Raw genomic sequence first — 22,135 nt, 5'->3', positions numbered from 1 at the left:
TCATTATTCATTTATTTTAAAAGCAATTGATTGATAAGGTTTTAATTGAAGGGCATCTTTTAAAGTAATTTTTGCAGAAGTACTATAATTATCAATTAAAACTTCAGCTTCTTTATTTTGAAATTCGTGAGGTAAGTTTACCCATGGTTCATAACCATAAAAGTTATTTAAAACTAATAACTGTTCATTTGAATCGTCTAAGAAACGTTTATATGCAAATACTTGAGGGTGTTCTTTAAGTTCAGCTTTAAAATGTCCTTTAGAAATTAACTCTTCATTTTTTCGCAAGGCAATTAATTTTTGATAGTAGTTAAAAATTTCACCATCGGTTAATTCATTTTCAACATTAATCATTTCTTGATCCGTTGGTTTTAGCCATGGGGTTGCATTAGTAAAACCAGCATTTACAGTATTATCCCAGTGCATTGGGACACGTGAATTATCACGTGCTTTAGTTTTAATAATTTCAAAGGCATCATGCGCATTGTTTCCAGCATTAAGCAATTCTTGATATGCGTTTAAACATTCCACATCTACATAATTATGAATTGAGTAGTAGTGCGGATCAATCATACCTAATTCTTCTCCCATGTAAATATATGGAGTTCCACGTAAAAGATGAATTGCACTTGCCAGCATTTCAGCTGATTTTTCACGGTAATTAACGGGATCGCCAAAACGATTTAATGCCCATGGTTGATCATGATTATTCCAAAAGAGAGCTTGCCAGGCATTTCCTTGATCCATTTTAGTTTGCCATTCATTGAAAATTTCTTTAAGTTTCATAAAATCAAATGGCTTTTTCGTCCATTTTTCGCCATTATCATAGTCAACTTTTAAATGATGGAATGAAAAGACCATTGAAAGTTCATGATTCGAAGGTTTAGTATATTTAATTGAATTTTCGATAGTAGTTGATGACATTTCACCTACTGTAATTGCATCATGATCTTGGCCAAAACTATTTTGATTAAGTTCTTTAATATAATCTTGAACAATTGGAGTATCAGTATAAAGCGTTTTTTCTTGAATTGGATCAGTTGAGTCAACTAATTGCTCATCTTTTCCGATTACATTTAAAACATCGAAACGAAATCCTTTAACCCCTTTTTGACGCCAAAAATTAACTACTTTAAATGCTTCTTGGCGTACATTAGGATTATGCCAGTCAAGATCAGCTTGGGTTTTATCATAAAGGTGAAGATAGTATAAATCGGTATTACCAAATTTTTCCCATGCAGGACCGCCAAACTTGGATTGCCAATTAGTTGGTAAATCACCATTTGGCTTTGCTTTTCTTAAATAAAAGTAGTCCATGTATTTTTGATCACCGGCAAGTGCTTTTTGAAACCATTCATGTTCAGTTGAGCAGTGATTAAAAACCATATCAAGCATTACATCAACGTTGATTCCTTTTAATTTAGTAACAAGTTCCTCAAAATCTTTCATTGTTCCAAATTTAGGATCAATTTGATAATAATCAGCAATATCATAACCATTATCATTTTGAGGTGAAATGTAAAATGGATTAAACCAAATCATATCAATGTTAAGTTTGGCAATATAAGGGATTTTTTCAATAATTCCACGCAAATCACCAATTCCATCGTTATTGCTATCATAGAAAGATTTAGGGTAAATTTGATAAATAACTTTTTTTCCTAGGTCCATAAAAACATTCCTCTCTAATTAAATTTGATTTTTTGTCTGCGTGCAAAATCGCTAAATTTAAATTTATCAGGACGATGATATGACTCAGTTAATTGAAACAAACTTGTATCAGCTAAAAATGACATACTCCGTACAATAACTACTAAGCAATCACCTGTGAGGTGAAGTAAATCAGCAATGGCATTATCAGCTTTTTCAACTGTGATTTCTTTAGTTGCATAAGAAATTTCTAGTCCAAGTTGATTTTCAATATAGTCATATAAAGAATTTTGAGCAGCTGATTGAGGCAGTTCTTTGATTGGAGGATTTAATAAATAATCTCGATCAACTACGAGTGCTTCGTGATTAATGCTGCGTAATCGTTCAACATAAAAATTGTTTTGTTGCTTAATTCCATGATTAATGAAGTAGGATGGAATAGTTACATTTTTTTGATAATTTAAAATCGTTGTTGCCGCATTCATTTTTAATTTTTGATTTAATTCTTTAAAACTAGTAATTCCGGAAACTGGAAAAGTGAATTTTTGATAATCTAAAACTACCGATCCTTTTCCTTTGATTTTTTGAATTAATCCTAAGTCAGTTAGTTGGGTTAAGGCATTGCGAATAGTTTCACGTGAAGTGCCATAAAGCTTAGTTAATTGATTTTCGCTTGGTAAGAAATCGCCCGGACAATACTGTTGATGATAAATTTTTTCAGCTAAATCTTGAGCGATCATGTCTTGCTTACTCACGGTTTCACTTCCTTTACCAAATTTCACTTTATATTTAATCATAAATTGTATAGTCAAGCAATAGTGTGAATTAATAAATTGCCTTTAAAATAAAAATGAAAACGATTAAAAAAACATATTGACAACTTGTATATACAGGTTGTAAAATGTTTTTGGAAATTAAAGAAAGCGTTTTAATCGAGGAGGAGTACTCATGGTAAAATCAAATGTAAAACTTTTAGCTCCTGCAAATGGAACTGTTTTATCATTAAGTGAAACAAAGGATCCAATTTTCTCGGCGGAAACAATGGGGCAGGGGTTTGGATTAGAACCAAATGAAACTGGCAAAATTAAGGTAGTTGCTCCTGTAAGTGGTCAAATTACAATGGTTGCTGATACTAAGCATGCGATTGGAATTACTACTAAGGATGGATTAGAAGTATTAGTTCACATGGGGATTGATACAGTCAGTTTGAAAGGAACTGCATTTACGTTGCACTGTAAACAAGCAGAAGAAATTCAAGCAGGTGATGTGATTGCTGAAATGGATTTAGCAGCAATTAAAGAACATGCTCTTGAAACTACAATCATGGTAATTGTGGCTAACTCTGCTGATAAGGTTGAAAAATTAACAGTTAATGCAAAGGAAGTTTCAAGTAAAGCAGTTGCTGCTACCGTAGAATTAAAAGAAAATAAAAAGAAGAAAAATGGTAAAAAAGATTATGACCAATTAGCTACTCAAATCATTGAATTAGTTGGTGGCAAAGAAAACGTCAACAGTTTAATTCATTGTATTACACGGTTACGTTTTTATTTAAAAGATGAAAGTAAAACCCAAACAGAAAAATTAAAGCAAACCTCTGGTGTGATTGATGTAATGAAAGCATCAGGACAATATCAAGTAGTGATTGGTAATGAAGTAACAAATGTGTATGATGCTGTTATGAAAAAATTAGGGTCATTGGATGATGAAGGCATTGAATCAACTCAAGATGATGGTAAAAATCCAATTAGTAAAGCATTTGGAAATTTAATTGGATTTATTACCGGCTCAATGAGTCCAGTAATTGGTGTAATTGCAGCTTCAGGGATTATTAAAGGAATTTTAGCATTACTTACCTTACCTCAATTAGGATCATTGTTAGATCCTAAGGGAATGCTTTACTTAACAGTCAGTGCAATGGCTGATTCAGCATTCTTCTTTCTTCCAATTTTAGTTGGTTATTCCGCAGCTAAAAAATTGGGATCAGATCCAATTGTAGCGGCTGTAATTGGTGGAGTACTAACTTACCCACAAATTATTGAATGGGGAAAATCATTTAAGACAATGTTTGAAGTTGGTGGCTTCAAATTTGAATTCTTGAACTACACATATTCAATTTTTCCAATGATTGTGGCTGCATGGATTGCTAAAAAAATAGGTGATTGGTTTAAAGATCATCTCCCAAGTTACTTACAAATGATTTTTAATCCATTATTTACAATCTTGATTGTTTCTACAATCACATTAGTAGTAACTGGTCCAATTATTCAAGGCGCTGCAAATGGAATTGCAGATTTCATCAACTGGTTAGTTCAAGCATCTGGTTGGTTAGGTGGTTTAGTAATTGGTGGCCTTTATCAGTTATTAGTTATTTTTGGTTTGCACTGGGGTGTTGTTCCCTTAGTTGCACAACAAATTGCACAAACTCATCAAAGTGCATTAAATGCAATTATTTCAGTCACAATGGTTGCACAAGGGGCTGCTGTATTAGCAGTTGCAATTAAATCTAAAAAAGATAACATGAAAGAATTAGGTTTTGCAGCTGCAATTTCAGCTTTCTGTGGTGTAACTGAACCTGCAATTTACGGAATTAATTTACGTTATAAAAAAGTATTTATTTCAGGTTTAATTGGATCAGCAGCAGGTGGTTTAATTACTGGGTTGATGCACGGAACAATGTATGGTTTTACCGGATCATTAATTGGTTTTTCATCATTCTTCAATCCAGCAAATCCAACTCAATTGACAAGTTTCTATGCATTCTTGCTTTCAAGCGTTGTAGCAATTATCGTTTCATTCCTGATAACATGGTTCTGGGGATATAATGATAATATGACAATGGGTAGAAAAGTCGAAAAGAAAAGACGTCCAGGAACAAAATAATTTAGTGAGATTTATCAAGTTGTAGTTTGATTCACTGCACCTGATAAATCTTTTTTTAATTAAATGAATTTTGGTTTAATTAATTCATTCTAGTGGTTTTTTTCTCTATAATTAAAAAGTAAATTTGAATTGACAACTCAAATTTGTGTTGAGTACAATATAAAATATTGAAAATAATTGTGGAGAAGGAATTTGAATGAAAAGAAAAAAGTTAACCCTTGCTCAAAAAGTTAATGTGTTACGAGCAATTGTAATGGGTGCAAATGATGGAATTTTATCAGTTGCTGGAATTGTTATTGGGGTTGCAGGAGCTAGTGCTGGTAATTTTGCGATTTTTATTTCTGGAATTGCTGGAATGCTTGCGGGAACAGTTTCCATGGCAATGGGGGAATATGTTTCGGTAAATGCTGAAAAAGATTCCCAAAAACAGGCAATTGAAAATGAAAAACAAGCACTTAAAGAAGATTATGATCATGAATTTGATTTTGTTAGGCAAAAGTATTTGAAAAAAGGAATCAAACCAACCTTAGTTGAAAAGGCGGTTAATGAAATGATGACTGAAAATGCATTGCGCACGATGGTTCGAGAACGCTATGGATTTAACTTAGGTGAGTTTACCAGTCCATATGCAGCTGCAATTGCATCAATGATTTCATTTCCACTAGGTTCAATTTTGCCATTATGTTCAATTTCATTTTTACCATCCTCAATTAAAGTAATTGGAACTTTTATTGCGGTTATCTTTGCTTTGGCAATAACTGGATTTATTGCAGCTGAATTAAGTCATGCCAATAAAATTCATGGAACGATTCGAAATGTGGTTTCAGGTATTATTACAATGCTTGTAACTTATGGCATTGGAAGATTATTTGGACACTAGAAAGGAAGGACGCTAAATGGCAAAGAAAAAAGTAAAAGACCAACAACGTTCAGCAATGGGTGAACGATTAAACGTTTTACGTGCAGGTGTATTGGGATCAAATGATGGGATTTTAACAGTTGTTGGAGTTCTTTTTAGCGTGGCGGTTGCAACTCCTAATCGGTTTACAATTTTTATTGCAGGTTTATCAGACTTATTAGCATGTGCATTTTCAATGGCTTCGGGTGAGTATGCTTCAGTTAGTACACAACGAGATACAGAAAAAGTAACGGTAGAAGAGGAAAAAAGGTTACTAAAAACTAATCCAGAAGACGAATTAAAAGCAGTTCAAAAATATTACATGGAAAAAGGCGTATCAGAACAAACTGCAAAGAAAATTGCAGAGGATTTATTGAATAAAAAACCGCTTGAAACGGTTGTTGATGTTAAGCATGGATTGATTTTAAATGAATATATGAATCCCTGGAATGCAGCATTTTCATCATTATTTTCAGCTGCATTAGGTGGAATTTTCCCACTAGTAGCGATGTCACTAAGTCCAGTTAAAATTATGTGGCCAGTAACGATTTTAGCGGTATGTATTTCAGTTTCACTAACTGGATATTTAAGTGCAAAATTAGGAAATGGAATGGTTAAAGTAGCCATTCGAAGAAATTTAATTGTCGGAATTATTACAATGATTATCCACTATACTTTAGGGTTAATGATTTAGACTAGACTAAAGATAAAAAGTTCGTTAAAATAAAGTTAATTACTCAATGAACAGAATTTAGTAGAAATTTTACATTACAGAGAGGTCTGGAAAGCTGCAAAGGATCATAAATTTCGAAGTGGGTCTGGGAGAGTATTTAGTTGAATTAATTTTGTTTTTAAGTGGCAGTAAAAACTGCAATTTAGGTGGTACCACGGTGAAAGTCGTCCTATTTAGGACGACTTTTTTGTTTAGAAAGGAATGATTTGGTATGACAGATAAACCAATAATTTTAACAGGAGATCGTCCGACTGGTAAGTTACACATTGGTCATTATGTAGGCTCTTTAAAAAATCGTGTAGAAATGCAAAACTCAGGAAAGTATACTCCTTTTATTATGATTGCTGATCAACAAGCATTGACTGATAATGCTCGCGATCCAGAAAAAATTTGCAAGTCCCTCATAGAAGTAGCGCTTGATTATCTAGCGGTTGGAATTGATCCTGAAAAATCAACAATTTTTGTTCAATCTCAAATTCCAGCATTGGCAGAATTGAATTTATACTATTTAAATTTAGTAACGGTTTCGCGGCTTGAACGGAATCCAACAGTGAAGGCTGAAATTCAACAAAAGAATTTTGAACGTTCAATTCCAGCAGGTTTCTTTACTTATCCAGTAAGTCAAGCTGCAGATATTACGGCATTTAAGGCTAGTTTAGTTCCTGTTGGTGATGATCAAGAGCCAATGTTGGAACAAACGCGGGAAATCGTGCGAAGTTTTAATTCAATTTATGGAGAAGTTTTAGTTGAACCTAAAGGTGTTTTTCCACCAAAAGGATCTGGTAGAATTCCTGGATTAGATGGTAATGCAAAGATGAGTAAATCACTTGGAAATGCAATTTATTTAGCTGATGATGCAGATACATTACGCAAAAAGGTAATGTCAATGTATACTGATCCAAATCATATTCACGTTGAAGATCCGGGAAAAGTTGAAGGTAACATGGTCTTTACGTACCTAGACATTTTTGATCCTGATAAAGAAAAAGTGGCTGAGTTAAAAGCTCAATATCAACATGGTGGTTTAGGTGATGTTAAAATTAAACGTTATTTAAATGAAGTTTTAGAAAATGAGTTAGGACCAATTCGGAAACGTCGTGAAGAGTTTGCTCAAGACATTCCTGCAGTTTACGAAATGTTGAAAAAAGGCAGTCAAAAAGCTAATGAAGTGGCTAATCAAACACTTGCAGAAGTACGGCAAGCAATTGGGGTAAATTACTTTGATTAAATTTAAAGCAAAAAATATTAAGTAGTAAAAATAAGCCTAAAAGAATTTAATTTCTTTTAGGCTTATTGAATTTATTGGTAAGCATAGTTGTGTTTATAGTATTTAGCTGATAGCGCGGTTAACTCGCCATTAATTCGCAAATCATGAAGCGCTTTTGAAACTTGACTAGTTGTCTTAGCATTGGTGGAGATAGCGACAATCTGCTCTGCGGTAATATTTACGTTAGCGATTTTTTTGAATTCAGCATGATTATTTCCGTTTTGCAATTGGTCATAGTTAACATGATGAGTTAAATAATTATTTAACTGGTATTGATTTAATAATGCTGCTTTGATTTTTCCTTTTTTTAAAGCGGTAATCAATGAATCAGTTGAAGAAAAGGTGATGGCTTTCATTCCAAGTGAATTAATTAATGAAGCTTGAAAATGATTTTTAAGGATACCAACGGGCCGATTTTTTAATGTTTTGACTGAATAGTTTTTTTGACCAAACAAAACATTTTTTATGTACAGTTCGGGTTCACTTTGATGTAGAGAGTGCGTGGCTGACTTAGGAATACTTAAACCAAGGTCAACTTTATGTTGCTTAGTTGCATTGATTAGTTGCTGTTGCGAAGAATATGTTTTGATTTTGATGGATTTATTTAATTGTTTTCCGATTTTATGTGCAAGTTCGACATCAAATCCGCTTAAATGATCATCTTTTTTTATATAATTAGGTGCTTTTTTGATGATACCAACTTTCAAAGTATCGGCTTGAACAGATGGAATTAATCCAATTGCAATAAAAAATGTAGTTGCAACTAAGAGATATTTCAAATATTTTTTCAAAGCCAGCGTCACCTCTGCGAATATTGTTAAATTTATTATATAATATATCTAAGAATAATTTAACTAGTGGAGAAAAAATATGCGAGGTTTTGAAAAATATTATCGAAAAACAAGAAATGAGCGGTTAGCAATTTTACGAGATTCTTATTTATTAAACGATGATGAAATTGCAACGTTAGATGAAGCAAGGCTAAATCCAGAAATTGGCGATACAATGATTGAAAATTTTATTACTGATTATCGGATACCAGAAGGACTAGCTTTAAATTTCAGAGTTAATGATAAAGATTATCTAGTGCCTATGGTAACAGAAGAACCTTCTGTAATTGCAGCAGCCAGTAATGGAGCACGCTTGACAAAGAAGGCGGGTGGATTTTATGCCACTCTTCCAAGTCGCTTAATGCTTGGACAAATTGTGATTGAAAATGTTAAAACAATGGATGATTTAGTTACTAAAATTGAAAAATGTCAAGCACATTTAATTGAAGTTGCTAATCAAGCGCATCCTTCAATTGTTCGCCGGGGAGGAGGAGCACGTTGGATTAGATGTCGGATTTTAGCAGATGATTTATTATCAGTTGATTTAGCTGTAGATGTGCAAGAAGCAATGGGTGCAAACATGTTAAATACGATGTTAGAAGCTGTTGCTGATGAAATTGAGGAGTTATATCAACAAGATATCTTAATGAGTATTTTATCTAACTATGCTACTGAAAGTTTAGTAACTGTAAAAACAAAAGTGCCAATTAAAGCATTATCCAAAAAAGACTTTAGTGGCAGAGAAGTTGCTCAAAAAATTCAACAAGCTTCGCGCTTAGCGCAACTAGATTGCTATCGAGCTACTACTAATAACAAAGGGATTATGAATGGGATTGATGCAGTGACAATTGCAAGTGGAAATGATTGGCGCGCAATTGAAGCAGGGGCACATGCATATGCAGCCAGAAGTGGTCAATATAAAGGATTAAGTATATGGAAAATTAATGGTGACTTTTTAGAAGGAAAATTAACCTTACCAATGCCAGTTGGCTTTGTAGGAGGCTCAATTAAGATTGTTCCTTTAGTTAAAATTAATCATAAGTTAATGAAAGTTGAAAATGCGCGTGAATTAGCTGAAGTGATTGCCAGTGTGGGTTTAGGACAAAATTTAGCGGCTCTTTATGCTCTTGTAACTGATGGAATTCAGCGTGGGCACATGAAACTTCAATTAAAAAGTTTGAGTGCATCTGTAGGAGCAACAGGCAAAGAAATTGGTAAATTAGTTAAAATGCTTGAAAAGAATCATGTTCGTGATTCTCAAAGTGCAAAGAAATTATTGAAAAAACTACGTGAGGAAGAAAAATGACAGAACCCATTTTAAACGATGCAGTTAAACAACTAATTAAAGAAGCAGAAAAAATTCAACCAAATGGAATTGAAATTCAATATAAAGAAAATCAAGCTGGTTTTGTGCGTCATGATCAAGCTCAACACTATTTACGAAATGGAAAATTAGTGATTAATGTACTTGATCAAACCAATGTGAATTATGTAGTTTCACATGAACTTTTACATTTTATGTTGATGTTTCAAAAATTACCGCAAATTTCTTTTAATTTAGAAAGTGGTAAGAAAAATTTAGATACAAAATACATTGCTACTGGAATGGAATTATATGACATTTTGATGCACTTTTTTGTTTATGATCAACAACGCGAACTAGGATTGATCACAAATGAAGTTGAAGAACTTTACTGGAATGGAATTTTAGCAGTTTTAAAGCCTGAACCAAGTGATCATCAAGATGAATGGATGGTTTTAAGGACAGTGAATATTTTAGATGCGCTTGTGTTTTTTAAGGCTAGTCAAGAAGAAATTTTGCCAAAACTTCAAGAATTGTATCCTAAGGCTACCGAACAAGCCCAATATTTGTTTGAAAAAATTACCCAAAAATCGCTTGATTCTGTTGCTAATGTTCATCGTGCAGTTGTAAAACTTTATCAAGAATTTGATAATGTGCTTGATAAGTATCATTTATATGGAATGAATTTAAACACATTTGTTTCACTAACACCAGTTTTAAGTAAACGGCAATTAAGATTAGAGATGCGACAGTTATTTGAAATTTTTCACACAGATTTAAAGGAAAACTTACAATTTAAAACAGCTTATGTTGGTCGCATGAAAAAAGATCAGCAAAATGCCTTTGTAATTCCTCAACCTAAAGGAAATGAAGAACAACAAGCACAAACATTTAAACAAATTTATGAAACGCCGGTTGGACAATATTTAGACTCAATCGGAGTTTCATATCTTACAAGATGAAAACATAAAGAAGGCGAAGTAATGAGTCAACTAAATGCTTTAATTCAAAATGCAAATAAAGTAGTTTTTTTGACGGGAGCAGGAGTCTCAACTGCTTCAGGAATTCCGGATTATCGTTCAAAACATGGAATTTATGCAAATGGGAAAAGTCCGGAGTATCTGTTAAGTCATGATTGTTTAGTAAATGAACCGAAAGTTTTTCATGATTTTGTGGTTAAAAATTTGTATTTTCCTAATGCTAAGCCGAATATTATTCATCAAAAAATGGCTGCTTTAGCTAACCAGCAAGGAGCACAAATAATTACACAAAATGTCGATGGCTTATATCGTAAAGCTGGAATTGATCCTCACAGATTAATTGAATTTCATGGCAATATTTATGATGTATACTGTCAAAAGTGCGGTCAAAAGGTTGACTGGCATGAATTTATTAATGATATTTATCATCAAAATTGTGACGGAATATTAAGAAGTCGAGTCGTTTTATATGGTGAACAAATTGATCCGCAAAATCTTGAGCATTCAATTGAAGCAATTCAAAATGCTGACTTAATTGTAATTGTAGGAACATCCTTTATTGTTTATCCGTTTGCTGGATTATTACAGTATCGACAAGCAACTGCTAAATTGGTTGCGGTTAATAATGTTCCAATTAACATTCCACCTGATGGAATTATGATTACTAATGATGCAGTTAAAGAATTTGCTAAAGTTCAAGTTTAATTATGATATACTAAAATTAATACTTTGTTGAAACGGGAAGGATTAAAAAAAATGGCAAACAAACCAACATTTTATGTAACAACGCCGATTTATTATCCATCTGGAAGATTGCATATCGGGAATGCGTACACTACAATTGCGTGTGATGTATTAGCGCGTTATAAAAGATTGCAAGGGTATGATGTTTTCTTCTTAACTGGAACTGATGAACATGGATTGAAAATTCAGCAAAAAGCTAAAAAATTAGGAATTACTCCTAAAGAATATGTTGATCAAATGGCTGATGACATTAAAGCTTTATGGAAAAAGCTGGAAATTACAAATGACAAATTTATTCGAACAACCGATGTCTATCATGAAGAAGCTGTTCAAAAAATCTTTGAAAAACTTCTAAAACAAGGTGATATTTATAAGGGAACTTATACGGGTTGGTACTCGGTATCTGATGAAGAATATTTCACAGAATCACAATTAGCTGAAGTTTACCGCGATGAAAATGGTCAAATAATTGGAGGAAAAGCACCATCAGGGCATGAGGTGCAACTTGTAGAAGAAGAATGTTACTTCTTTAAGATGAGTAAATATGCAGATCGTTTGGTTAAATATTATGAAGATCATCCTGATTTCATTGAGCCAGCATCACGTAAACAAGAAATGTTAAATAATTTTATTAAACCTGGATTAGAAGATTTAGCATTAACACGTACAAGTTTTGATTGGGGGGTACACGTTCCATCTGATCCAAAACACGTCGTTTATGTGTGGATTGATGCATTGTGCAACTATATTACGGCTTTAGGATATGGCACTAAAGATGACGAATTATTTAAAAAGTTTTGGCCTGCAAACATTCAAATGGTTGGGAAAGAAATCGTACGTTTCCATACAATTTACTGGCCAATTATTTTAATGGCGCTTGATTTACCATTACCAAAACATATTATTGGTCATGGCTGGTTAGTAATGAAAGATGGTAAGATGTCTAAATCAAAAGGAAATGTAATTTATCCAGAAACAATTGTGGATCGTTATGGTTTAGATGCATTACGTTACTACTTAATGAAGGCTGTTCCATTTGGTAATGATGGACGTTTTACTCCTGAAGATTTTGTTGAAAAAATGAACTTTGATCTTGCAAATGATTTAGGAAACTTATTAAACAGAACAGTTGCAATGATTAATAAGTATCGTAATGGTCAAATTCCAGCATTAAAGTCAAATGTAACTGCATTTGATCAAGAACTTGAAGAAACTGCTGCTAAAGCAATTCAAGAATATTGCGACGATTTAGACAAAACATATTTTGCAAAAGCACTTGAAAGTTTATGGAAACTAGTTTCAAGATCCAATAAATATATTGATGAAACGGAACCATGGAAATTAGCTAAAGATGAATCTGATGAATTTCAAGTTCAATTAGATAGTGTCCTTGCTCACTTGGCAGCTAGTTTGCGTGTAATTGCAATTTTACTTCAACCAGTAATGCCTCATGCTCCAAAACAAATTTTTGAGCAACTTGGTTTTGCAACTGATCAAATGGCAATCAGAGGTTTATCATATTTTGAAATGCCCCAAAATGCTACTGTCGTGAAAAAGGGAATTCCTATTTTCCCACGCTTAGACAAAGATGAAGAAATTGAATATATGAAATCAATGATGACAGCGGACGAAAAAGCAAAGGGTCGTAAAAATATGGCAAAATCTCAAGCCGAATTTGATCCAGAAAAAACCACTTTAAATTTAACAAAGAAGGAGATTCGCTTTGATAAATTTGAAAAAGTTGAACTTAAAGTTTGTGAAGTAAAAGATGTAGAGAAAGTGGAAAATGCTGATAAACTTTTAAAATTCCGGTTAGATGCAGGTGATGAAGGCGATCGACAAATTATTTCTGGAATTGCCGATTGGTATCCAGAACCAAAAGAGTTAATTGGTAAAAAAGTGGTCGCAGTCACTAATCTTCAACCACGTAAAATGCGGGGGCAACTTAGTCAAGGAATGTTATTGTCAGCTGAATTTGGAGATCAAGTTCAATTATTAACTGTTCCCAAAAATATTCCAAATGGTGCTTTAATTGGATAAAATTTAATGCTAATAAAATGACATAGCATAGCTAGAAATTAATATAGGGTAAAAGGCTGCGGCATATGTCACAGTCTTTTATTTTTGATTATGTCAATCTTACTTTGAAGGAGGAAGAAAAATGCTTTCAATATTTGATTCCCATACTCACATTAATTCACATGAATTTAATCAAGATATTCCGGATGTAATTCAACGTGCAAAAGCACTCAATGTTGATTCAATGTTGGTTTTGGGATATGATCAACCAAGTGCTGATAAGATGGTTGATTTAATCAATAATTATGAAAATATTTATGGAGCAGTTGGCGTTCATCCTGAAGATGCATTAAATTATGATGAACTTGAAGAACAATTGCGGATTTATTTAATTGAACCTAAAGTGAAGGCTTTAGGGGAAATTGGTTTGGATTATCATTGTGATGTGGATCATGATTTGCAAAAAGAAATTTTAAAAAGACAAATTCAATTAGCACATGAATTTAAGTTACCAGTTGTAATTCATACCCGAGATGCCTTTGAAGATATGTATGACATTTTAGAAGAGACTAATGCTGCTAAGTATGGTGGGATCATGCATAGTTTTAATGGAGATGTTCAATGGGCACAACAATTCTTAGAATTAGGAATGGAAATTTCATTTAGTGGTGTAGTTACCTATGACAATGCCAAAGAAGTTCAAGCAGCTGCTAAATTTGTTCCTAAAGAACATTTATTAGTAGAAACTGATGCTCCTTACTTAACACCAATGCCTTATCGCAATAGAAGAAATGAGCCCGGAATGACCAGATATACGGTTGAATTTTTGGCAAAATTACGTAATGAAAATGTTGATCAATTAGCAAGTCAAACAAGTCAAAATGCAAAGAGGGTTTTAAAAATTCAATGAATGAAAAGATGAAAATACAAGAAGTAATCGTAGTTGAAGGCAAAGACGATACTAAAAGAATTAATTTGGCAGTTAATGCTGATACACTTGAAACTCGCGGATCGGCAATTAGTGATGAAACTTTAGATCAAATTGCCATTTTACAAGATAAGCGGGGAGTAATTGTTTTTACTGATCCAGATTACTCCGGTGAAAAAATTCGTAAAATTATTCAAGAAGCAGTTCCAGGAGTCAAGCATGCGTTTTTAAATCGCAAAGCAGCTACTCCTTCACATCAAGGCAGTTTAGGAGTTGAACATGCAAGTATTGAAGCGATTCAAGCAGCTTTAAAGAATTTATATACAGAAGTTCCAAACGCCCCTGCTCTAATTTCACGTGAAACATTGATGAATGCAGGCTTAATTAATGGAACCGATGCTAAGAAGAAAAGAGAATTGCTTGGTGAGATTTTGAACATTGGATATACCAATGGTAAGCAATTATATAAACGATTACGTTTATTTGAAATTACTCCAGCTGATTTTGAAGATGCAATGAAAAAAGTCAACCAACAATTGAAAGGAGGATCAAAAGATGAGTGAAATTGAAATTGCTAATCCAACACGAACACGTGCAATTATGGAAACATATGGGTTAAATTTCAAAAAAAGTTTAGGACAAAATTTTTTAACTGACATTAATGTTTTGCATAAAATTGTGGCTGCAGCTGAAATTAATGGAGATGATGATGTAATTGAAGTAGGTCCTGGAATTGGTGCATTAACAGAACAATTAGCAAAAAAAGCTCATCAAGTGATGGCATTAGAAATTGATGAGCGGTTAATTCCAGTTTTAGGTGAAACCTTGGCTCCATATTCAAATGTGACAGTTTTACATCAAGATATTTTAGAAGCAAATTTAAAAGAATTAATTTCGCAAAATTTTGATGGTAAGCATCGGTTAAAATTAGTAGCGAATTTGCCATATTATATTACTACACCAATTATTATGCATTTATTGGAAAGCGAAATTAAATTTGATGCAATTGTAGTAATGATGCAAAAAGAAGTAGCTCAAAGATTGGCGGCAAAGCCAAGTACAAAAGATTATGGTTCACTTTCGATTGCAGTTCAATATTATACAGATGCACAAATTTCATTTATTGTTCCTAAAACAGTTTTTGTTCCGCAACCTAAAATTGATTCTGCAGTTGTTAAGTTAGTTTCACATCAAATTAATAAAAAGCCTCAAAATGAGCAAGCTTTTTTGAAATTAGTTAAGGGCGCATTTGCGCATCGGCGGAAAAACCTATGGAACAATTTACAAGGTATATATGGTAAAAATACAAATACTAAAGAAATGCTCGAACAAGTTTTAACCCAAGTTGGAATTGATAAAAAAGTACGTCCAGAGCAACTAACAATTGATGAATTTATAGATTTATCTAATGCATTAATAGAATTTAGTTAGAATATGTGTGATTATCTTGCATTGAATTGCTGATTTATGGTAAAATTGAGTTTTTTTCTTTAATATGTTACACTGTTTAACATAAATGGGAGGATGAAACATATGCCAAGCACTTTAATGCAAATTAAATCAATGTTAGATATCCATATTGGGGAAAATTTGACAGTAACTTCACATGTTGGTCGAAAGAAAGTTTTAACACGACGGGGAAAACTAAGCGAAACTTTTCCTGCGATTTTTGTCGTTGAATTAGACCAAGGTCAAAGTGCTGTTGAACGTGTTTCATACAGTTATACAGATGTTTTAACACGTAACATTAAATTAAAATTTGAGGGTGAAAATGATTTCGGCGTAGATGAAGGAATTATTGAACCGACTGATTTTGAATCAGAAACGGAAGTTGAAGAGTTTTAAAAAAACGATTAAATTCAAATGCAATGATTGCATGAAACCCTTCGAAAATTAAGGAAATAAATGGCTAAGTAATTGATTAAGAGGGCCTTAAATTGAAAAAAACAATTAAAAATATTTTTAAAGTTTTAGTTGGAATAATAATCGTTGCATTGATTATTCAATTTATTTTGTTGATTCCAAGTCCTCAAAAAGATTTGCGAATGAATCATTTGCGACATGATATTAAGTATACGAAGATGCCCACGCTTCTAATTAATGGATATGGTGGGAGTAACTATACTTATAATAAAATGATTAATTATTATCAAAAAGAAAATATCGCGCAAAAAACGATGACAATTCATGTCCGTCCCGATGGAGATGTTAAAGTTTCTGGATCAATTAAGAATAAGAAGAATGCTTTAATTCAATTGCTCTTTGATTGGAATTTAAGTCAAACCTATAATTCGCAAACTAAATGGACAATTAAGGTAATCAAAATTTTACATGAAAAATATGGGGTCGACCAATTAAATATTGTAGGACATTCTTGGGGTGGAACTGAATTTTTGCATGCTTTAGGCCAATCAAAATGGCTTCAGCGCAATGTAAAATTTAATAAGGTGATTTTACTGGGAACTCCTGTAAATGAGGCTGTTAATAATAAGATTTCATATCAAAAAGCACAGCAAGAAGATAAAACTGATGCACAGTATCAAAAGTTAAGAAAAGAATACGAAAAATTGGATCCAATTGGAAAAATCCACTTTTATAATGTGATGGCAGATTATAAAAATAATACAGATACTTCAGTTCCAAATGTTCAGTCAGAATTTTTATATAATATCTTAGATTCAAAATGGTCAACTTGTGAAACTAAGATATTTTATGGGATTCGGCACTCAGGATTGCACCAAGATGTTAGTGTTTTAGACTACGTTGCCCATCAGTTATATAATAAAAATAGATAACAAAAGAAGCTATGAATTTTTAATTCATAGCTTCTTTTATTTTGATTTAGAATTAATTTTTACAGTTAGTCAAGTTAAATGGACGGACTAAATAAACTTCATCGCAAAAACCCCGTAAACTATTATAAATATGTTGTGCACGTGATAGTTTTTGAGAAATTCCAAAAACAGTTGGACCAGTTCCACTCATTTGAGCAGCATCAGCTCCAAACTTAAGCATTTTTTCTTTAATGCGTGTAATTTCAGGATATTTTTGCACGGTAATGGGTTCAAGACTATTTCCCATAGCAGTTGTAAGTGCATCCCAGTTTTGCGTTTGAATTGCTTGAACAACTTTATCTACATTTAAATGCTCAATTTCACTAAAGTCAATTTGTTTTAAAATTGATGGAGTAGACACACTAGCTTTAGGTTTAGCAACTACAAACCAAAAGGGAGTTAAGGAATTTAAGGGTGTAATTTTCTCTCCTTTTCCTTCAACGAGTGCAGGACAACTATAAACGCAAAACGGAACGTCTGAATCAATTTCAAGTCCAATCGTGGCGAGTTCTTCTAAAGATAAGTTAAGATTCCATAGTTGATTTAATCCGCGTAATACAGCAGCTGCATCAGAGGAACCTCCACCCATTCCAGCTGATACGGGAATATGTTTGTCAATGCTAATGGTAATGCCTTGATTGATATTAAACTTTTGTTGCAAAGTTAACGCAGCTTGATAAGCTAAATTGCGTTGATCTTGTGGTAAAAATCCGGTATTTGTGATCACTTTAATTTCGTTAGATTCAACCGAGGTTTTTAAATGCACATAATCAGCTAAGTCAATTGCTGTCATTACCATTCGCCATTCTGGATCACCATCAAGATGGCGAAACAAAGCATCTAAGCTTAGATTTAACTTGGCAGGAGCTTTTTGTAAAATCTCCATCGAACCCCTCATTTCACAATTAATAATTATGTATTATTATAATGTTTTTTCAATAACTTTTAAATAGCGAAGAAATCCATTAAGTGGATAATTGCGCGATTAAGTGATAACTACTATAATTATCTTATAAAATCTTTAAAAAAGAGGCTGATTTAATTAATTAAAGTGATCAAAGGAGAATAAAAGATATTGACTAAATTAAAAATTAATGATAGTCTTACTCTATTCAAGTTTAAAAACGAATATTTATATGTTAACGAAAGTTATTATTTATTTTCGAATTAATATTAGGAGTATGGCTTTAAGGATACGATAAAAATAACAGAACGTTAGCGTCTATAATTATTAATTAGGCCGATAAAATTATGGAGGATATGAACTATGAAAGTACGTAGAAGTGACCGCTTAATTGACATGACTAGTTATTTTTTAAACAATCCGCACAAGTTGGTTTCATTAACTTACTTTGCTAAGCGTTATGAATCAGCCAAGTCATCAATTAGCGAAGATTTAGCTATTATTAAAAGAACTTTTAAAAATCGTGGAACGGGAATTTTAGAAACAATTCCAGGAGCTGCTGGTGGAGCACGTTTTATTCCTGGGATTGCTGAAGAAGATGCTGAAAAATTTATTTGGGAGATGGCAGCTGAACTTTCACAAGAAACACGTTTATTGCCTGGTGGATATGTATACTTATCTGATTTACTAGGAAATCCTGAAGTTTTAAGACGTGTTGGAAGATTAATTGCACGCCAATATATGGGGCGACAAGTTGATGCAATTATGACGGTTGCGACTAAGGGAGTGCCAATTGCTCAAAGTGTAGCATATTATTTAAATGCACCATTTGTAATTGTGCGGCGTGATTCAAAAATTACTGAAGGTGCCACTGTTTCAGTTAATTATGTATCAGGTTCAAGTCAACGAATTGAAAAAATGGAATTATCAAAACGAAGCTTAAAACGCGGTTCACATGTGTTAGTTGTGGATGATTTCATGAAAGGTGGCGGCACAGTTAATGGAATGAAGTCAATGATCGAAGAATTTGACTCGGAATTAGTAGGCATTACTGTGTTTGCTGAAGCTTCACTTGATCAAGAACAACGCTTAGTTGATGATTATACTTCATTATTAAAAGTTGACAATGTTAATACAGCAGCCAAGACAATTCATGTAGGTGCTGGCAATTACATTGAAAAAGTGTTTGGTAAACGCCTTGAAAAATAGTTGTATAAATGAGGTTGTAGCGTAAAGTTACACCTCATTTTTATTTACAGTTGATTTAGTATAAACTTTTTGATTAAGAAGAGTTTAATAGTTATGATCAATATTTGAAGTTGAAGTTTTTTTAAGTTAAAATTTGATTATATGAAGATAATTTTAAAAGAGAATGAGGAATTTAAATGACAGCAAAATTTGCAATTATTTTAGCTGCGGGTCAAGGTACTCGTATGAAATCAAAGTTATATAAAGTATTACATCCAGTTTGTGGAAAAGCAATGGTTGATCATGTATTAACTCAAATTGAATATGATAATGTTGATGAAATTGTAACAATTGTCGGTCATGGAGCTCAAAAAGTTGAAGAAACTTTAGGCAATCGTACAAAGTATGCACTTCAATCAGAGCAATTAGGTACTGGACATGCCGTTTTGCAAGCTGAGGAAATGCTAGGAAACAAAGATGGAATGACATTGATTGCTTGTGGCGATACTCCATTATTTACGGCTGATACATTTAATAAACTTTTTCAATATCATGAAGAAAACCACGATGTTGCAACAGTTTTAACTGCACGTGCAACTAATCCATTTGGATATGGACGAGTAATTCGGAATGCTTCAAATGAAGTTGAAAAAATTGTTGAACAAAAAGATGCTACTAGTGAAGAAGCAAAAATTAATGAAATTAATACGGGTGTTTATGTTTTCGATAATCGTGAATTATTTAAGGCATTACACCAAGTAAAAAATGATAATGCTCAAGGCGAATACTATTTACCAGATGTGATTGGTATTTTGCAAAATGAAGGAAAGAAAATTGGTGCATATGAAATGGCTGATTTTGAAGAATCAATGGGAGTAAATGATCGAGTTGCTTTATCTAAGGCAACTAAAGTAATGCAAAAACGAATTAATGAACAACATATGCGCAACGGGGTAACTATTGTTGATCCAAGCAGCACATACATTGATGTTGATGTCAAAATTGGCAAAGATACAGTGATTGAACCTGGTGTTCAAATTAAAGGAAAAACAGTGATTGGTGAAGACTGTGTAATTGGTGCTCATTCTCAAATTATTGATTGCACAATTGAAGATCAAGTGACAGTCACTGTTTCATATCTTGAACAATCAATTATGCGGAAAAATTCTAATATAGGTCCTTACAGTCACTTACGTCCCCAAGCAGACATTGGTGAAGATGTGCATATTGGAAACTTTGTTGAAGTCAAGAAAGCTCAAATTGGTAAAAATACTAAAGTAGGTCATCTAACTTATGTTGGCGATGCAACTTTAGGTAAGGACATTAACGTTGGTTGTGGCACAATTTTCATTAATTATGATGGAATGAACAAGCATCATACAAACGTAGGTGATTATTCATTCATTGGAAGTGGTGCTAATTTAGTTGCTCCACTTGAAATTGGTGATCATGCATATGTTGCTGCAGGTTCAACAATCACAAATGATGTTCCTTCACGTGCAATGGGAATTGGCCGTGGACGTCAAGTTAATAAAGAAGGATATTATGACAAATATCCAGTTGCTCAAGCAGCAAAAAAAACAGAAGAAGCAGAAAAAAAGAATAAATAATTGATTTTAACTTGCTTTTGAGACGATAAATTAATACTATAATAGTAGACTAATCATTATTGGAGGCAATCATGGCTGAACAAAGTTATAGTTCAAAGGTAAAAATTTTTGCTTTGAATTCAAACAAACCGTTAGCAAAAAAAATTGCAGATGCCGTTGGCGTTCCTCTCGGTGAAACATCTGTCGATCGTTTTAGCGACGGTGAAATCCGTATCAATATCGAAGAAAGTATTCGTGGAGATGAAATTTTCATTATCCAATCAACTTCTGCTCCGGTCAATGACAATTTAATGGAATTGTTAATTATGATCGATGCATTAAGAAGAGCAAGTGCATCAACAATTAATGTTGTAATGCCATATTATGGCTATGCACGTCAAGATCGTAAGGCACGTTCACGTGAACCAATTACTGCTAAGTTAGTGGCTGATATGCTTGAAAAAGCAGGAGCAGATCGAGTAATTGCACTTGATTTACATGCTGCCCAAATTCAAGGATTTTTTGATATTCCTGTTGATCATTTAATGGGAGCTCCACTTTTAGCTGACTATTTCTTAAAAAATGGTTTAGAAAAAGATGCAGTAGTAGTTTCACCTGATCATGGAGGAGTAACTCGTGCCCGTAAATTGGCTGAATTTTTAAAGGCCCCAATTGCAATCATTGATAAACGTCGTCCTAAGGCCAATGTTGCTGAAATTATGAACATCATTGGTTCTGTTGACAATAAACGGTGCATTATTATTGATGATATGATTGATACAGCGGGGACAATTACTTTAGCATCACAAGCATTAATGGATGCAGGGGCTAAAGAAGTTTATGCATGTGCAACTCACCCCGTATTATCAGGTCCTGCAATTGAACGGTTAGATAAGTCTCCAATTAAAAAAATTATCGTAACAGATTCAATTCAAATTCCAGAGGAAAAACAAATTGATAAATTGACTCAAGTATCTGTAGGTCCACTTATTGGCGATGCAATTCGTCGTATTCATGAAAATAAACCAGTTAGTCCATTGTTTAAGAACCGTTTTCGTTCGAATGCAACCCCAAAGGACTAATTCATAAAAAAGATTGTGACTAAATTTAGTCACAATCTTTTTTTTATTTAATTCTTTTTACAACCTTATAAGATTTAACATTTTTAGTTTCACGTTTTTCTTCAGCAACTGCGGCTTCTTCATCAAAAACCAAATATGATTGATCACCTTTTCTTTTAACTAATAAAACAGGTTTTTCAACTTTTTGATGATAAACTTGAGCTGCAATGTAAGCTTTGTTGTAATCATAGTCACTGGCGATTGATTGACCAGGGTTGAAAAATACATCTTCATTCATACTCATCTTAATCTCTCCTTTAGTGACAA

The 22,135-nt window shown here is 33.1% G+C and carries 21 protein-coding genes; 16 read left to right on the top strand and 5 right to left on the bottom strand.

The features are described 5' to 3' along the window. Positions 1–3: 3 nt before the first annotated feature. Both treC and treR read right to left on the bottom strand, forming a co-directional pair. Entirely contained in the window at positions 4–1,671 is a 1,668-nt protein-coding gene (gene treC / locus ACWCL1_RS00290) for an alpha,alpha-phosphotrehalase (RefSeq protein WP_454544928.1), read from the bottom strand. A 14-nt stretch (positions 1,672–1,685) separates the two neighbouring features. Next, positions 1,686–2,447 (bottom strand): trehalose operon repressor, encoded by a 762-nt coding sequence (treR, locus tag ACWCL1_RS00285; protein WP_454544927.1) that lies wholly within the window; start codon positions 2,445–2,447, stop codon positions 1,686–1,688. 151 nt (positions 2,448–2,598) lie between these two features. Between treR and ACWCL1_RS00280 the strand changes: the two genes are divergently transcribed. The 4 genes from ACWCL1_RS00280 to trpS all read left to right on the top strand — a co-directional run bounded on the left by ACWCL1_RS00280 (position 2,599) and on the right by trpS (position 7,389). After that, on the top strand, positions 2,599–4,530 hold the full coding sequence (locus ACWCL1_RS00280) for a glucose PTS transporter subunit IIA (protein WP_454544926.1): 1,932 nt from the start codon (positions 2,599–2,601) through the stop codon (positions 4,528–4,530). Positions 4,531–4,726: 196 nt separating this feature from the next. Continuing rightward, on the top strand, positions 4,727–5,410 hold the full coding sequence (locus ACWCL1_RS00275) for a VIT1/CCC1 transporter family protein (protein ID WP_454544925.1): 684 nt from the start codon (positions 4,727–4,729) through the stop codon (positions 5,408–5,410). Between the two features lie 16 nt (positions 5,411–5,426). Then, positions 5,427–6,122: a VIT1/CCC1 transporter family protein gene (locus ACWCL1_RS00270; RefSeq protein WP_454544924.1), complete on the top strand. Its 696-nt coding sequence runs from the start codon at positions 5,427–5,429 to the stop codon at positions 6,120–6,122. A 250-nt stretch (positions 6,123–6,372) separates the two neighbouring features. Further along, complete coding sequence (gene trpS, locus ACWCL1_RS00265) at positions 6,373–7,389, top strand: tryptophan--tRNA ligase (RefSeq protein WP_454544923.1); 1,017 nt, start codon at positions 6,373–6,375, stop codon at positions 7,387–7,389. A 71-nt stretch (positions 7,390–7,460) separates the two neighbouring features. On the opposite strand, the gene ACWCL1_RS00260 is transcribed toward trpS, so the two are convergent. After that, positions 7,461–8,219 carry a substrate-binding periplasmic protein gene (locus ACWCL1_RS00260; protein ID WP_454544922.1) on the bottom strand — a complete coding sequence of 253 codons (759 nt, stop codon included), beginning with the start codon at positions 8,217–8,219 and terminating at the stop codon, positions 7,461–7,463. 79 nt (positions 8,220–8,298) lie between these two features. On the opposite strand from ACWCL1_RS00260, the gene ACWCL1_RS00255 reads away from it, so the two are divergent. The 9 genes from ACWCL1_RS00255 (at position 8,299) to ACWCL1_RS00215 (ending at position 17,027) form a co-directional block, all read left to right on the top strand. Next, the gene (locus ACWCL1_RS00255; protein ID WP_454544921.1) at positions 8,299–9,564 is read left to right on the top strand and encodes a hydroxymethylglutaryl-CoA reductase, degradative; all 1,266 of its coding nucleotides are present in this window, start codon (positions 8,299–8,301) and stop codon (positions 9,562–9,564) included. Continuing rightward, positions 9,561–10,523 (top strand): IpaB/EvcA family protein, encoded by a 963-nt coding sequence (locus tag ACWCL1_RS00250; RefSeq protein WP_454544920.1) that lies wholly within the window; start codon positions 9,561–9,563, stop codon positions 10,521–10,523. The genes ACWCL1_RS00255 and ACWCL1_RS00250 overlap by 4 nt, the downstream gene beginning before the upstream one ends. A 21-nt stretch (positions 10,524–10,544) precedes the next feature. Beyond that, positions 10,545–11,246, top strand: coding sequence for an NAD-dependent protein deacylase (locus ACWCL1_RS00245; protein WP_454544919.1), 702 nt, complete (start codon positions 10,545–10,547; stop codon positions 11,244–11,246). A 51-nt stretch (positions 11,247–11,297) separates the two neighbouring features. After that, entirely contained in the window at positions 11,298–13,325 is a 2,028-nt protein-coding gene (gene metG / locus ACWCL1_RS00240; protein ID WP_454544918.1) for a methionine--tRNA ligase, read from the top strand. Positions 13,326–13,446: 121 nt separating this feature from the next. Continuing rightward, a complete protein-coding gene (locus ACWCL1_RS00235; protein ID WP_454544917.1) occupies positions 13,447–14,214 on the top strand; it encodes a TatD family hydrolase in 768 nt (255 codons plus the stop codon). Between the two features lie 8 nt (positions 14,215–14,222). Continuing rightward, entirely contained in the window at positions 14,223–14,795 is a 573-nt protein-coding gene (rnmV, locus tag ACWCL1_RS00230) for a ribonuclease M5 (RefSeq protein ID WP_454545235.1), read from the top strand. Continuing rightward, positions 14,788–15,663: a 16S rRNA (adenine(1518)-N(6)/adenine(1519)-N(6))-dimethyltransferase RsmA gene (rsmA, locus tag ACWCL1_RS00225; protein ID WP_454544916.1), complete on the top strand. Its 876-nt coding sequence runs from the start codon at positions 14,788–14,790 to the stop codon at positions 15,661–15,663. The genes rnmV and rsmA overlap by 8 nt, the downstream gene beginning before the upstream one ends. Positions 15,664–15,765: 102 nt before the next feature. Further along, positions 15,766–16,077 carry a Veg family protein gene (locus ACWCL1_RS00220; RefSeq protein ID WP_454544915.1) on the top strand — a complete coding sequence of 104 codons (312 nt, stop codon included), beginning with the start codon at positions 15,766–15,768 and terminating at the stop codon, positions 16,075–16,077. Between the two features lie 92 nt (positions 16,078–16,169). Continuing rightward, on the top strand, positions 16,170–17,027 hold the full coding sequence (locus tag ACWCL1_RS00215; protein WP_454544914.1) for an alpha/beta fold hydrolase: 858 nt from the start codon (positions 16,170–16,172) through the stop codon (positions 17,025–17,027). A gap of 52 nt (positions 17,028–17,079) precedes the next feature. Here the strand turns inward: ACWCL1_RS00215 and ispE are convergent, their stop codons facing one another. After that, entirely contained in the window at positions 17,080–17,952 is an 873-nt protein-coding gene (ispE, locus tag ACWCL1_RS00210) for a 4-(cytidine 5'-diphospho)-2-C-methyl-D-erythritol kinase (RefSeq protein WP_454544913.1), read from the bottom strand. Positions 17,953–18,333: 381 nt separating this feature from the next. On the opposite strand from ispE, the gene purR reads away from it, so the two are divergent. From purR to ACWCL1_RS00195, 3 genes are all read left to right on the top strand, one after another. Further along, a complete protein-coding gene (gene purR, locus ACWCL1_RS00205) occupies positions 18,334–19,179 on the top strand; it encodes a pur operon repressor (RefSeq protein ID WP_454544912.1) in 846 nt (281 codons plus the stop codon). 176 nt (positions 19,180–19,355) lie between these two features. Continuing rightward, positions 19,356–20,768: a bifunctional UDP-N-acetylglucosamine diphosphorylase/glucosamine-1-phosphate N-acetyltransferase GlmU gene (glmU, locus tag ACWCL1_RS00200; RefSeq protein WP_454544911.1), complete on the top strand. Its 1,413-nt coding sequence runs from the start codon at positions 19,356–19,358 to the stop codon at positions 20,766–20,768. Between the two features lie 71 nt (positions 20,769–20,839). Further along, entirely contained in the window at positions 20,840–21,829 is a 990-nt protein-coding gene (locus ACWCL1_RS00195) for a ribose-phosphate diphosphokinase (protein WP_454544910.1), read from the top strand. 43 nt (positions 21,830–21,872) lie between these two features. Here the strand turns inward: ACWCL1_RS00195 and ACWCL1_RS00190 are convergent, their stop codons facing one another. Next, entirely contained in the window at positions 21,873–22,112 is a 240-nt protein-coding gene (locus tag ACWCL1_RS00190) for a hypothetical protein (RefSeq protein ID WP_454544909.1), read from the bottom strand. Between the last annotated feature and the right edge of the window lie 23 nt (positions 22,113–22,135).

Source organism: Ligilactobacillus sp. LYQ135, assembly GCF_053711055.1.
Note: the sequence above shows the minus strand (reverse complement) of the source record. Positions and strands in the feature narration are given on the sequence as shown.

Coding starts and splice junctions, on each gene's coding strand:
- ACWCL1_RS00245 (WP_454544919.1), top strand. CDS start 10,545: ATGAGTCAACTAAATGCTTTAATTCAAAATGCAAATAAAGTAGTTTTT.
- trpS (WP_454544923.1), top strand. CDS start 6,373: ATGACAGATAAACCAATAATTTTAACAGGAGATCGTCCGACTGGTAAG.
- glmU (WP_454544911.1), top strand. CDS start 19,356: ATGACAGCAAAATTTGCAATTATTTTAGCTGCGGGTCAAGGTACTCGT.
- purR (WP_454544912.1), top strand. CDS start 18,334: ATGAAAGTACGTAGAAGTGACCGCTTAATTGACATGACTAGTTATTTT.
- rnmV (WP_454545235.1), top strand. CDS start 14,223: ATGAAAATACAAGAAGTAATCGTAGTTGAAGGCAAAGACGATACTAAA.
- ACWCL1_RS00270 (WP_454544924.1), top strand. CDS start 5,427: ATGGCAAAGAAAAAAGTAAAAGACCAACAACGTTCAGCAATGGGTGAA.
- ACWCL1_RS00250 (WP_454544920.1), top strand. CDS start 9,561: ATGACAGAACCCATTTTAAACGATGCAGTTAAACAACTAATTAAAGAA.
- ACWCL1_RS00280 (WP_454544926.1), top strand. CDS start 2,599: ATGGTAAAATCAAATGTAAAACTTTTAGCTCCTGCAAATGGAACTGTT.
- metG (WP_454544918.1), top strand. CDS start 11,298: ATGGCAAACAAACCAACATTTTATGTAACAACGCCGATTTATTATCCA.
- ACWCL1_RS00220 (WP_454544915.1), top strand. CDS start 15,766: ATGCCAAGCACTTTAATGCAAATTAAATCAATGTTAGATATCCATATT.
- ACWCL1_RS00275 (WP_454544925.1), top strand. CDS start 4,727: ATGAAAAGAAAAAAGTTAACCCTTGCTCAAAAAGTTAATGTGTTACGA.
- ACWCL1_RS00255 (WP_454544921.1), top strand. CDS start 8,299: ATGCGAGGTTTTGAAAAATATTATCGAAAAACAAGAAATGAGCGGTTA.
- treR (WP_454544927.1), bottom strand. CDS start 2,447: ATGATTAAATATAAAGTGAAATTTGGTAAAGGAAGTGAAACCGTGAGT.
- treC (WP_454544928.1), bottom strand. CDS start 1,671: ATGGACCTAGGAAAAAAAGTTATTTATCAAATTTACCCTAAATCTTTC.
- ACWCL1_RS00190 (WP_454544909.1), bottom strand. CDS start 22,112: ATGAGTATGAATGAAGATGTATTTTTCAACCCTGGTCAATCAATCGCC.
- ACWCL1_RS00235 (WP_454544917.1), top strand. CDS start 13,447: ATGCTTTCAATATTTGATTCCCATACTCACATTAATTCACATGAATTT.
- rsmA (WP_454544916.1), top strand. CDS start 14,788: ATGAGTGAAATTGAAATTGCTAATCCAACACGAACACGTGCAATTATG.
- ACWCL1_RS00195 (WP_454544910.1), top strand. CDS start 20,840: ATGGCTGAACAAAGTTATAGTTCAAAGGTAAAAATTTTTGCTTTGAAT.
- ispE (WP_454544913.1), bottom strand. CDS start 17,952: ATGGAGATTTTACAAAAAGCTCCTGCCAAGTTAAATCTAAGCTTAGAT.